Source organism: Variovorax sp. YR750 (genome assembly GCF_900109805.1).
GTDB classification, from domain to species: Bacteria; Pseudomonadota; Gammaproteobacteria; order Burkholderiales; family Burkholderiaceae_C; genus Variovorax; species Variovorax gossypii.
The window spans coordinates 29,452-41,805 of the sequence record NZ_FOBJ01000018.1 but is presented as its reverse complement, the minus strand read 5'-3'; the positions used below and the strand labels follow the sequence as shown (position 1 = coordinate 41,805).

Annotated in this window: 11 protein-coding genes; 5 read left to right on the top strand and 6 right to left on the bottom strand. The window is 69.3% G+C overall.

Going from position 1 to position 12,354, the window contains the following annotated elements:
* Positions 1-17: 17 nt before the first annotated feature.
* From BMY35_RS30515 to metH, 4 genes are read right to left on the bottom strand one after another with little or no spacing between them, the layout of a single operon-like run.
* Positions 18-419 carry a GtrA family protein gene (locus BMY35_RS30515; protein WP_093206755.1) on the bottom strand — a complete coding sequence of 134 codons (402 nt, stop codon included), beginning with the start codon at positions 417-419 and terminating at the stop codon, positions 18-20.
* Positions 416-1,402 (bottom strand): glycosyltransferase family 2 protein, encoded by a 987-nt coding sequence (locus BMY35_RS30510; RefSeq protein WP_093206754.1) that lies wholly within the window; start codon positions 1,400-1,402, stop codon positions 416-418. The genes BMY35_RS30515 and BMY35_RS30510 overlap by 4 nt, the downstream gene beginning before the upstream one ends.
* Positions 1,399-3,207: an ArnT family glycosyltransferase gene (locus tag BMY35_RS30505; RefSeq protein ID WP_093206753.1), complete on the bottom strand. Its 1,809-nt coding sequence runs from the start codon at positions 3,205-3,207 to the stop codon at positions 1,399-1,401. The genes BMY35_RS30510 and BMY35_RS30505 overlap by 4 nt, the downstream gene beginning before the upstream one ends.
* Positions 3,208-3,259: 52 nt before the next feature.
* Positions 3,260-5,998, bottom strand: coding sequence for a methionine synthase (gene metH / locus BMY35_RS30500; protein WP_093206752.1), 2,739 nt, complete (start codon positions 5,996-5,998; stop codon positions 3,260-3,262).
* Between the two features lie 309 nt (positions 5,999-6,307).
* Between metH and BMY35_RS30495 the strand changes: the two genes are divergently transcribed.
* Together BMY35_RS30495 and BMY35_RS30490 are read left to right on the top strand one after the other, a co-directional pair.
* Positions 6,308-7,198 carry an esterase/lipase family protein gene (locus BMY35_RS30495; RefSeq protein ID WP_093206961.1) on the top strand — a complete coding sequence of 297 codons (891 nt, stop codon included), beginning with the start codon at positions 6,308-6,310 and terminating at the stop codon, positions 7,196-7,198.
* Between the two features lie 7 nt (positions 7,199-7,205).
* Entirely contained in the window at positions 7,206-8,138 is a 933-nt protein-coding gene (locus BMY35_RS30490) for a lipase secretion chaperone (RefSeq protein WP_093206751.1), read from the top strand.
* 46 nt (positions 8,139-8,184) lie between these two features.
* On the opposite strand, the gene BMY35_RS30485 is transcribed toward BMY35_RS30490, so the two are convergent.
* On the bottom strand, positions 8,185-8,625 hold the full coding sequence (locus BMY35_RS30485) for a PACE efflux transporter (RefSeq protein ID WP_093206750.1): 441 nt from the start codon (positions 8,623-8,625) through the stop codon (positions 8,185-8,187).
* 101 nt (positions 8,626-8,726) lie between these two features.
* On the opposite strand from BMY35_RS30485, the gene BMY35_RS30480 reads away from it, so the two are divergent.
* The 3 genes from BMY35_RS30480 to BMY35_RS30470 all read left to right on the top strand — a co-directional run bounded on the left by BMY35_RS30480 (position 8,727) and on the right by BMY35_RS30470 (position 11,428).
* Positions 8,727-9,650, top strand: coding sequence for a LysR family transcriptional regulator (locus BMY35_RS30480; protein ID WP_093206749.1), 924 nt, complete (start codon positions 8,727-8,729; stop codon positions 9,648-9,650).
* Positions 9,651-9,691: 41 nt separating this feature from the next.
* A complete protein-coding gene (locus tag BMY35_RS30475; protein WP_093206748.1) occupies positions 9,692-10,306 on the top strand; it encodes a TetR/AcrR family transcriptional regulator in 615 nt (204 codons plus the stop codon).
* A gap of 87 nt (positions 10,307-10,393) precedes the next feature.
* Complete coding sequence (locus BMY35_RS30470; protein WP_093206747.1) at positions 10,394-11,428, top strand: NADP-dependent oxidoreductase; 1,035 nt, start codon at positions 10,394-10,396, stop codon at positions 11,426-11,428.
* Between the two features lie 15 nt (positions 11,429-11,443).
* Here BMY35_RS30470 and BMY35_RS30465 read toward each other — a convergent pair whose 3' ends face one another.
* Positions 11,444-12,193, bottom strand: coding sequence for an SH3 domain-containing protein (locus BMY35_RS30465; RefSeq protein WP_093206746.1), 750 nt, complete (start codon positions 12,191-12,193; stop codon positions 11,444-11,446).
* Between the last annotated feature and the right edge of the window lie 161 nt (positions 12,194-12,354).

Below are 12,354 nucleotides of genomic sequence, written 5' to 3'. Positions count from 1 at the left end.
ACGCCGCGCCGCCGGCCTCAGCCGTTGCGGTGCGAGCGGAAGACCAGGTAGCGCGCCGACAGGAAATTGGCGCTCATGCCCGCGAGGCTGCCGAGCGCCACGCCCAGTGCCGCGGCCCAGCGGCCTTCGACCCAGTGCAGCGTCAGCACATAGGCGCCGTAGTTGAGCACCGCGCCGGCCGCCATGGTCGCCAGGTAGCCCAGGTACTCGCGCCAGATCGAACGGCTGGCGGCCGCGCTCGCCGCGAAGGTGTAGCGGCGGTTGAAGGCCCAGGTGGTGGTGGCCGCCGCGAGGAACGACACCACGCGCGCGGCATACCAGCCCAGCAGCGGCGCCAGCAGGTACAGCACCACCACGTCGACCACGAGCCCGATCACGCCGACGGCGGCGAACGCGAGGAACTCGCGGCCGATCTTCATCGCGAGGCCTGCTCGCGCACGCTGGGAATCGCGAGATAGCTCAGCCGCTTGGCCTCCCGCCGCCCCAGGGTGATGGCCTGCATGATGACGCCGCACACGAAGGACAGCATGGCCGCCAGCATCGCGCCGGTGGCCAGCACCGCTGTGGGGAGCCGGGGCACCAGGCCGGTCTGCATGTAGGTCATGAAGAGCGGCACGACCAGTGCCACCGACATCAGCACCAGCAGCCCGCCGATGATCGAGAAGAACTGCAGCGGCCGCTCGCTCACGAACAGCTTGCAGATGGTCTTGAGGATGCGCCAGCCGTCGCGATAGGTCGAGAGCTTGCTGACCGAGCCTTCGGGCCGCGTGCTGTAGGTGGTGGCTTCCTCGGCATAGGGCATGCGCAGCTCGAGCGCGTGCACGGTGAGCTCGGTCTCCGTCTCGAAGCCCCGCGACAGCGCCGGGAACGACTTGGCATAGCGCCGCGAGAACACGCGGTAGCCCGAGAGCATGTCGGTGAGGCCGCCGCCGAAGAGCTGCGCCACCGCGCCCGTGAGCATGCGGTTGCCGAAGCGATGGCCTGCGCGGTAGGTATGCGCGTCCTGGCCGTCGTCCACGCGGCTGCCGACCACCATGTCGAGGTTGTCGTGCACCAGTCGTTCGACGAGGCGCGGCGCGGCGCCGGCGTCGTAGGTGGCGTCGCCGTCGGTCATCACGTACACGTCGGCATCGACGTCGGCGAACATGCGCCGCACCACGTTGCCCTTGCCGCGCAGCGCCACGTGCGTGACCGTGGCGCCGGCCGCGCGCGCCACGGCGGCCGTGTCATCGCTGGAGTTGTTGTCGAAGACGTGGATCTCGGCCCCGGGCAGCGCGGCGCGAAAACCCTGCACCACCTGCGCGATGGCCAGCGCCTCGTTGTAGCAGGGGATGACCACGGCGATGCGCAGGCCGCCGCTGCTGCGGATCGGGCTGCTGGAGAAGTCTGCGTCGTCGGTCATGGTGCGACGGGAAGGATACGGTAGACGCGGCTGCCGTCCTTCTCGTATTCCACGGCGAAGTACTTGTCGAAGTCGATGCGCGCGCTGAACACCGGCGCCACCGAGTCGGGCAGCACGACCGCGACGAAGCCCATGCCCGAGAGCTTTCGTGCGAGGTCGCCGCCCGACAGGCGCCCGAAGTCTGTGTAGCGCCAGGGCCCGAGGGTGTCGCCCCAGATCGGGTTGGGGCCGTAGTAGATCGCCTCGTTCAACGCGACCTGGTAGACGCGGCCCTTGGCGGTCCGGCGCAGGTAGTCCATGACGGCATAGCCCGGCACATGCTTGCGCAGCACGGCCTCGCGGGCCTCGGGCGTGACCGCGACCATCGAGACCTTGACCGCGGTCTGGCGCACGGAGACGGCGGCCATCGCGGCCAGCAGCAGCACGAGCACCCAGTCGCCCACGCGGGCGCCGGAGCGCGCCACGGTGGCACCGGCATCCTGCGGCTGCGGCGCCTTCGCACCGAACAGCCGCTTCACGCCCGATACCGCCCAGCCGAAGAGCACCTGCCAGCCGATGGCCGCGATGGCCGCCAGCAGCGGGAACGAAGCCGTCAGGTAGCGCGGGTAGCGCGAGGTCGCGACCCACACCACCAGCGAGTACAGGCAGAACCAGCCGGCGGCACGCACGGCCGCGGAGCGCTTCCAGAGCACGCTGAACGGCGCGAAGAACACGGACCAGATCAGCGCGTTGGGCAGCTCGGCATGCACGCGCACGTCGGCCACCTGCTGCACGTAGTCGGCCGGCGTCCATTCGGTGAAGCCGAACACCCGCGCGCCGATGGGGTTGAAGGGGTCGCCCGTCATGATGGCGTTGCGCGCATACCAGTACACGCAGGGAATCAGGAAGCAGACGAACACCAGAGCCCAGGCCTTGGGGCTGCGCTCGTGGCGGAAGACGAACGGCGCCACCAGCGGCAGGAAGACCAGCGCCTGGTACTTCGAGCCCGCGGCCACGCCGAGGCAGAACGCCGCCAGGCCGAGCCAGCGGACGCCGCCGTGCGTGGGCTTGCCGGGCTCCGATTCGCGCCACCACCACAGCGCCACGCAGGCCGACAGCACGAACAGCGCCACGCCCATGTCGATCAGCGCGTTGGAATAGTCGCCGAGCCCCAGCCAGATGGCCGCGCCGATGCATGCGGTGAGCCGGTTGGCGTGCAGCATGCCGAGGCGATAGATCATCACGACCGACAGCGCGCCGGCCAGGGCGTTCAGGAAGTGCGGCAGCACGTCGTCGCCCAGCTGCAGCGCGGCGGCGTACAGCAGGTTGTAGTTGTACGGGAACCAGGGGTAGCGCAGCCAGTCGTGGATGCCCAGCGAGCCCTGCTGCGCCACCTGGCGCGCGTAGGGCAGGTGGTACATCAGCTCGTCGAAGGCGATGGGCGGCGCGAGCGGCGCCACCAGCGCCGGTAGCACGACCAGGGCCAATGCGATCGCCGCGACGCGTTCCGGATAGCTCCAGGGCACGGCCTGCACGTTGGCGAGCAGCGCGCGCCGCTCTCGCAGCCACGCCGGCAGCTGCACCGCCGCGGCCAGCACGCCCACCGCGACGAGGGCCACGGTCGCGCCGACCTTGAAGGCTCCGAAGATGGCCAGCGCCTGGAACGCGCAGATGAACAGGCCCACGCCAAGCGCCACGGCCATGGCGGCCTCGAGCCCCGCATCGCGGCGCGGCGGCGGCGCCAGGCGGCCCAGCAGCGCGCGTCCATAGCCCCAGCAGCCCACCACGAAGACCGCCAGTGCCGCGTACTGCGCGGCTGCAAACATCAGCTTCTGAATAACAACTCCCCGCGCCGGGCGGCCGCACCGGCCGGCAGGTTCAAAGATTGGGCGCGAGCAGGCGCTCGAGGTCGGCTTCGCTTTCCTTGCGCCGCGCGGCCTGGTCCTGCAACTGGTCGTGCCCGATCTTGCCGACGTTGAAGTACGTCGAATCGGGGTGGCTCAGGTAGAACCCGCTCACGCTGGCGGCGGGCATCATAGCGAGGCTTTCCGTCAGGCTCATGCCAATGTCCGCGCAGTTCAGAAGGTCGAACATGGGCTTCTTCACGCTGTGGTCGGGGCATGCCGGGTAGCCGGGCGCGGGGCGGATGCCGCGGTACTTCTCCGCGATCATGTCGTCGTTGCTCAGGCTCTCGTCGCTCGCGTAGCCCCAGAGGTCGGTGCGCACGCGGTGGTGCAGCGCCTCGGCGAAGGCCTCGGCCAGCCGGTCGGCCAGGGCCTTGAGCATGATGGCCGAATAGTCGTCGAGGTCGTCGACGAAGTACTTTTCCTTCTTCTCCACGCCCAGGCCGGCCGTGACGGCGAACATGCCCACGTAGTCCTTCACGCCGCTGCCCTTCGGCGCCACGAAGTCGGCCAGGCAGCGGCTCGGGCGCATCACGCCGTCGATCTCGTGCTTCTCGGTCTGCTGGCGCATGCCGTACCAGGTGAGCGCCACTTCGCTGCGCGACTCGTCGGTGTACAGCTCGATGTCGTCGTCGTTCACCGTATTGGCGGGCCAGAAGCCGACCACGCCGCTCGCGCTGAGCCAGCGGCCCTCGATGAGGCGCTTGAGCATGCGCTGGCCGTCGCCGTACACGCGCACGGCCTCGGTGCCGACGACCTCGTCCTTCAGGATGGCCGGGAACGGGCCCGCCAGATCCCAGGTCTGGAAGAACGGGCCCCAGTCGATGTACTTCGCGAGCTCGGTCAGGTCGAAGTTCCTGAACACGCGCCGTCCGATGAACTTGGGCACCGGCGGCAGGTAGTTCGCGAAGTCGACGGGCGTCTTGTTGGCGCGCGCCTTCGCGAGCGGCCACAGCGGCACCTGCTTCTTGTTGGCGTGCTGCTCGCGCACCTTGTGGTAGTCGGCGTTGATCTCGTCGATGTACGCCGTGGCCTGGTCGCTCAGCAGGCTCTGCGCCACGCTCACGCTGCGCGAGGCGTCGGGCACGTAGACCACGGGGCCCTCGTAGTGCGGCGCGATCTTCACGGCCGTGTGCACGCGGCTGGTGGTGGCGCCGCCGATCAGCAGCGGAATCTTCTTGATGCGGAAGTGGTCGTCCTTCTGCATCTCGCCGGCCACGTACTGCATTTCTTCCAGGCTCGGCGTGATGAGGCCCGACAGGCCCACGATGTCCGCGCCCTCGACCTTCGCCTTGGCCAGGATTTCGTGGCACGGGACCATCACGCCCATGTTCACCACTTCGAAGTTGTTGCACTGGAGCACGACGGTGACGATGTTCTTGCCGATGTCGTGCACGTCGCCCTTCACGGTGGCGATGATGATCTTGCCCTTGGTGCGCACGTCGCGGCCCGCGGCCTCGTCCTGGCGCTTTTCTTCCTCGATGTAGGGAATGAGGTGGGCCACGGCCGACTTCATCACGCGCGCCGACTTCACCACCTGCGGCAGGAACATCTTGCCCTGACCGAACAGGTCGCCCACGATGTTCATGCCGTCCATCAGCGGGCCTTCGATCACGTGCAGCGGACGGCCGCCGGTGGCGAGGATCGCGCGGTAGGCCTCTTCCGTGTCTTCGACGATGAAGTCGGTGATGCCGTGCACCATCGCGTGCGACAGGCGCTGGTTGACCGGCACCGGGTTCTCCGGCGTGCCGCGCCATTCGAGCTTCTTGCTGTCGTCCTTGGCGCCGCTCTTGGCGGTCTCGGCCACTTCGACGAGGCGTTCGCCGGCATCGGGGCGGCGGTTGAGCACCACGTCTTCGACGCGCTCGCGCAGGCCGGGCTCGAGGTCGTCGTACACGCCCACCATGCCTGCGTTGACGATGCCCATGTCCATGCCCGCCTTGATCGCGTGGTACAGGAACACGGTGTGGATGGCCTCGCGCACCGGGTCGTTGCCGCGGAAGCTGAAGCTCACGTTCGACACGCCGCCCGACACCTTCGCACCCGGCAGGTTCTGCTTGATCCAGCGCACGGCCTCGATGAAGTCGACCGCGTAGTTGTCGTGCTCCTCGATGCCGGTGGCAATGGCGAAGATGTTCGGGTCGAAGATGATGTCCTCGGGCGGGAAGCCCACCTCGTCCACCAGGATGCGGTAGGCGCGCTCGCAGATCTCGATCTTGCGCGCGTAGGTGTCGGCCTGGCCCTTCTCGTCGAAGGCCATCACCACGGCGGCGGCGCCGTAGCGCTTCACCAGCATGGCCTCGTGCTTGAACTTGTCGACGCCCTCCTTCATGGAGATGGAGTTGACGATGCCCTTGCCCTGGATGCAGCGCAGGCCCGCCTCGATGACCTCCCACTTCGAGCTGTCGACCATCACCGGCACGCGCGCGATGTCGGGCTCGCTGGCGATGAGGTTGAGGAAGCGGACCATCGCGGCCTTGCTGTCGAGCATGGCCTCGTCCATGTTCACGTCGATCACCTGCGCGCCGTTCTCGACCTGCTGGCGCGCCACGGCCAGCGCTTCTTCGAACTGGCCGTTGAGGATCATGCGCGCGAAGGCCTTGGAGCCCGTGACGTTGGTGCGCTCGCCGATGTTGACGAACAGCGTGCCTTCGCCGATGGAGACCGGCTCCAGGCCTGAGAGCTTCATGGGAGGCGGCATTGGGGAAGACATGGTTGGACTCGGGGGCAAAAGCGGTTATTCGTGCGCGGGTTGGGGGAGTCTATCGCCCTCGCATGCGCTGCAGTTACTGCAGGAGTAAGTCCGAATCATGAAAGGGAAAGTCCGGATCGCTCCCACCCCCGTCTGTTTCGCAGAATGAAAAGTGCACGCTCGTTCTTTTTTGCGTGCCCCCCAACCGATCAACCCACAAAGGGAGTTCCGATGATTCGACTGAAGAGGATTGCGGCTTCGAGGACAAAGACGACGGGCAGGAAGAACGGCGCGGCACGGCGGACGGCCGGCGCGCTGCTGGTGTGCGGCATGCTGGCGCTCGCGCCCATGACGCAGACGGCGCAGGCGGCCAACACCAGCGCGCAGACGACCTATCCGATCGTGCTGGTGCACGGCATGCTGGGCTTCGACACCGTCGCGGGCATCGACTACTGGTACGGCATCCCCGGCGAGCTGCGCGCCCAGGGCGCCAAGGTCTTCGTCGCCGAGGTGGCGGCCACCAACAGCAGCGAGGTGCGCGGCGAGCAGCTGCTCAAGCAGGTCAAGGACGTGCTGGCGCTGACCGGCGCGAGCAAGGTCAACCTGATCGGTCATTCGCACGGCGGCCCGACCGCGCGCTACGTCTCGGGCGTGGCGCCGCAGCTGGTGGCCTCGGTCACCACGGTGGGCAGCCCGCACAAGGGCAGCAAGGTGGCCGACGTGCTCGGCGACACGCTGCCGGACGGCAGCATCAGCCGGGCCGTGGTGGTGAGCGTGGTCAACGCGTTTTCCAGCCTCATCGGCATCCTCTCGGGCAACAACACGCCGCAGAACGGGCTGGGCGCGCTGAACTCGCTCAACACCGCCGGCTCGGCGAAGTTCAACGCCAAGTTCCCCGACGGCGTGCCCACCACGGCCTGCGGCAACGGCTCCGAGCTGGTCAACGGCGTGCGCTACTTCTCCTGGTCGGGCAACCAGCCGCTGACCAACGTGTTCGACGCGTCCGACTACCCGCTGTCGCTGGCGGGCGTGGTGCACGGCGAAGCCAACGACGGCCTGGTGTCGACCTGCAGCGCGCGCCTGGGCACCTACCTCGGCAGCTACCGGCAGAACCACCTGGACGAGGTCAACCAGATGCTCGGGCTGCGCGACCTGTTCTCGGTGAGCCCGGTGACGCTCTACGTGAACCAGGCGGCGAAGCTGAAGCAGCTCGGCCTCTGAGGAAACGATGCCCTGCAAGCTCCTGCGGCCGCTCGCGGCGGCCGCGGTGGCGCTGGCAGCGGGCGCGGCGTGGTGGCTGGCCGGCGGCGAGGAAGCGCCGGCTCCCGCGGTCGCTTCGGCGGCCCGGCCGGCCGCCTCGTCCGCGCTGCCGGCCGTCTCCACCGCCGCATCCGGCACAAGCGTCCACGCTCCCGATCCGCTGCTGACGCCCGGCCTGCTGCGCACCTTCGAGCAGATGCTCAACGACAGCCAGGCCCGCGACAAGGAAGGCCTGATGGCCGAGATGCGCGCGAAGATCGACAAATACCTGCCGCCCGAGTGGCGAGTGCGCGCGCTGGGCCTGCTGGAGCGGTACATCGACTATCGCAACGCGCTGGAGGCGCTGCCGGCGGCCGACATCGGCGATCCGGCGGGGCTGCGCAGGATCCTCGATGCGCGCGCAGGCATCAGGGCGCGCTACTTCGCTCCCGAAGAGGTCGAGGGCCTGTTCGGCGCCGAGGAGAAATTCGACCGATTCAGCGTCGAGAAGCTGGAGATCGAGCGCAACAGGAGCCTCACGCCCGAGCAGAAGCGCGAGGCCCTCGCGAAGACCGAGGAGACCTGGCTCACGCCCGAGCAGCGGGCCGACCGCGTGGCCAGCACCGCGCAACTGGCCGTGGGCGAGCAGACCGCCGCGCTGGAGGCGCGCGGCGCGAGCCCGCAGGAACGCTTCGCGGAGCGCTCCCAGCAATACGGCCACGAGGCGGCGCAACGGCTCGCCGCACTCGACCAGCAGGAGCAGGACTGGCAGAGCCGCCTCTCGCGCTACGCCGCCGCCGACGAAGCCACGCGGACGCAGCTGCAGGCCGAGCTCTTCACGCCGCAGGAGGCGTTGCGCCTTCAGGCCGCGCTCGAAATGTGGGCGGCCGGCGAGAAAAGAAAAACGCCCTCCCCGCCATGACCGGCAGGGAGGGCGACAGAGAAGGCGGGGGAGGTCCGGCCCGGCCTCAGGCCGTGACCGGCACCTTGGCGGCGGCCGAGGCCGGCAGGCCGAACACGCGGTCGAAGCCCCAGTTGAAGACGAAGGTGTAGACCAGGAAGAACACCACCAGCCCCAGGTCCATCACCAGCGCCTGCCAGAGCGTGACGCCCAGGCCCCAGGCGAACATCGGCACCAGGAAGGCGATCAGGCCGCCCTCGAAGCCGATGGCGTGCGCGATGCGGCGGCGCAGGCTGCGTCCCCGCACGACCTGGCGCGACTCCCAGCGCTCGAAGAGCGAGTTGAAGATCAGGTTCCAGATCACCGCGATGACCGATGCGGCCACCGCCATCACGCCCGAATGGCCCAGGCCGGCGTCCGTCATCAGGGCCAGTCCGGCGCTGGCGGCCACGATGGCGATGCCTTCGTAGAGGCTGATGTAGACGATGCGACGCTGAATCCCTTGCATGGCTTTCTCTCTGTGTTCGTTGATGCGATGACTGGACTTTATTTGTTGTTTGCTGATATAAAAAGTTAACTTATTTCAGTTTTATTGATAGGTCAGATGCCATGGCTTTTTCCAGCGACAACGTCGAAGTCTTCCTGGCCGTGATCGACCACGGCTCTTTCTCGGCCGCCGCACGGGCGCTGGGCAGGGTGCCGTCGGCCGTGAGCATGGCCATCGCCAACCTCGAGGCCGAACTCGACCTGCAGCTGTTCGACCGCAGCGGCCGCGAGCCCCAGCCCACCCCCGCCGCGCGTTCGCTGGAGCCTCAGGCGCGGCTGCTGGCGGCCCAGCTCAAGCAGCTGCAGGTGCAGGCGCTGGCGCTCACGCAGGGGCTGGAAGACCGGCTCACGCTGGCCATCGCGCCCGAGCTGCTGGCCGCGCCCTGGAGCGGCCCGCTGGCCGAGCTGGCGCGGGAGCATCCGCTGCTGCAGGTCGAGGTGCTGGCGGCCCCGCAGGCCGACGCGCTGGCGCTGCTGCACAGCGGGCGAGCTCAACTGGCGCTGGTGTTCGAGCGCCCCAGCCTCGACGGGCGCGAAGGCTTCCAGGAAGTGGGCAGCGAGCTCATGGTGGCGGTGATGGCGCCCGACCACCCCGTGCTCACGGCCAACGGCGGCCGGCTGCGCGAGGACCACCTGACCAACACTCGCCAGATCGTCGTGGCCGGCCGCGACCTCGCCACCAGCGACCCGCGCTTCGTGTTCGCGCGCCACGTCTGGCGCACCGACAACGCGCTGGCCGCGCTGAGCCTGATCACCGCCGGACTGGGCTGGGGCTGGCTGGCGCGCAACTTCGCCGGGCCGCACGTGGCGGCGGGTGCGCTGGTCGAGATCCCGTTCGAGAACCTCAGCAACGGGCTGGACCTGTGGGTGGACGTGGTGTGGTCACGTGAGCGCCCACTCGGCCTGGGAGCCCAGCATTTCGTGAATCTGATCGCCAAGGGCCGGGCACCGGCCGGTGAATGCAGCCCCAAGACAGGCGAAATCTGAGCGACTAGACGACTGGTCTAATTGCCGCTAGAGTGCGGCCCATGACCGCGATCGCCCCCATCACCGACGTCCGCCAGCACATCCTCGACGTGGCCCACCCGCTGCTGCTGCGAAAGGGCTTCACCGGCGTCGGGCTGGCCGAAGTACTGGCGGCGGCGAAGGTGCCGAAGGGCTCGTTCTATCACTACTTCGGCTCCAAGGAAGTCTTCGGCGAGGCGGTGCTGGAAGCCTATTTCACCGAGTACCTGGGGCGCACCGACACCCTCCTGACCGACGGGCCCGGCACCGCCGCCCAGCGGCTGATCGCCTATTTCGACGACTGGCTCGACTCGCAGACCGGCGACGAGGCGCAAAGCCGCTGCCTCGTCGTCAAGCTCGGCGCGGAGGTCTGCGACCTGTCCGAGAGCATGCGCTCGGCGCTCGCGCGCGGAACGCGCGGCATCACCGACCGGCTTGCAGGCTGCATCGAGGCCGGGCGGGCCGATGGCTCGATCGGGTCGATGCCGCAGGGGCAGGACGCCCAGGGCGTCGCCATCGCGCTCTACCAGCGCTGGCTCGGCGCCAGCCTGCTGGCCAAGATCACGCGCGACCGCTCGTCGCTGGACGCAGCCATGCGCGACACCCGGCAGCAGCTGGGCCTGTCTTCGGACCACTGAAACCCCCGAAGCGGGAGGCGAGCGCGCTCCCGCTTTTTTTCGCCCATCCACTAGACGACTGGTCTATTCACCAAGGAGCCACGACCCATGTCCCAGAGCAACGTCAACCGCCGCATCGTCCTCGCCGCCCGGCCGCGCGGCCTTCCCATGCCGGAGAACTTCCGCCTCGAGGAAAGCCCCGTTCCCACGCCCGGCGACGGCCAGGTGCTGCTGCGCACGCTGCACCTGTCGCTCGATCCGTACATGCGCCAGCTGATGGACGAGATCCCGCCGCTCTACGCGCCCGCCTCGGTGCAGGTGGGCGAGCCGATGCCGGGCGGCACGGTCAACCGCGTCGTCGCTTCAAGGAATCCGCAGTTCCGGCCCGGTGATCTCGTGCTCGGCAACGCCGGCTGGCAGGACTACGCGCTGTCCGACGGCCAGGACCTGATGCCGCTCGGCGACATGGCGCGGCCCTCGCTGGCACTGGGCGGGCTGGGCATGCCGGCGTTCACCGCGCATGTGGGCCTGCTCGACATCGGCCAGCCGAAGCCCGGAGAGACCGTGGTGGTGGCCGCGGCGACCGGCGCGGTCGGCTCGGTGGTCGGGCAGATCGCAAGGCTCAAGGGCGCGCGCGTGGTCGGCATCGCGGGCGGGGCGGACAAGTGCCGGTACGCGGTCGAGACGCTGGGCTTCGACGCCTGCCTCGACCGCCACGACCCGGAGTTCGCCGCACGCCTCACCGCCGCCTGCTCCGAAGGCATCGACGTCTATTTCGAGAACGTCGGCGGCGCGGTGTTCGACGCGGTGCTGCCGCTGCTCAACGTCGGCGCGCGCGTGCCGGTGTGCGGGCACATCGCCGACTACAACAGCGAGGAACTGCCCTCTGGCCCGAACCGGCTGCCGCTGCTGATGGCGGCGTTGCTGCAGAAGCGCATCCGCATGCAGGGCTTCGTCATCCTCGACCACTACGGCGAGCGCTTCGACGCCTTCCGCCGCGAGATGGACGAATGGGTCGCCGCCGGCCGCATCACGCTGCGCGAGGACCGCGTCGACGGACTGGAGAACGCGCCGGCCGCATTCATCGGCCTGCTTCAGGGACGCAATTTCGGCAAGCGCGTGGTGCACGTCGCCGGAGATTGAGGACGGTGGCGGCACTCAGTTCCGGTGCCCGCCTCCGTGGCCGCCGCCGCGCCCCTCACCACGACCGTCACCGCGGCCATCGCCATGACCGCCCCCGCGATGCCCGCCCCCACCCGGATGCGGGTGCGGCATGCCCGGCGGCGGCCCCGGACGGAATCCCGGCTGCGGCCGTGGCGGCCTGACGCCCGGATCGACCGGCGGACGAACGCCGGGCGGATGCGGTGGCCGGAAGCCCGGCCCAGGCGGCGGGCGGAACCCTGGACCGGGTGGACGGAAACCAGGCCCCGGCTGCCACGGATGAGGCTGCCACCCCGGCCGCACCGGCGGCGGCGGACGCCAGCCCGCCACGGGCGGCGGAGGCGGCCTGCTGCCCCACCAGCGCCGGTCGCCGTACCAAGGCCGGTCGCGGTAGTAGTCGGCCCAGTAGCTGCCGATCGCGAAGCCGATGATCGGCACGCCGATCAGCGCGCCGTAGGTGACCAGCGGCACGCGCTGCTCCTGGTAGGCGTAGTCGAGGTTGCGCGCCCAGATCCAGCCGCGCCCGCCGTCGGGCAGCACCACGTCGCACCAGCCATAGCCGCTGGTGCAGCCGACCACCTCGAGCGGCTGGCCCGGTCCGAGCCGCGCCACCAGCGGATAGTCGCCCGAAGGCCCGGCGCGCAGGTTGACCGCGCCGCGCGTGAAGGCCTGCTGTGCCTGCGCCGCGAGCGGAAGCGCCAGGGCAAGCGCGCCGATGGCGGCCCAGCGTTGTGCGAGTGAGTTCATGGCAAGGCTCCTTGCGCCCAGCCTAGGCCGGGGGCCCCAGCCCGTCAATCAGCGCAGGCCTGATTCCAGGAACACCGCGGAACCGGCTTCGCCGGGCCGCAGGTGTTGCCCCCGGAGGGGGTTGGCGCAGCGACGCGAAGTGCGCGAAGCCTGGGGGAGAG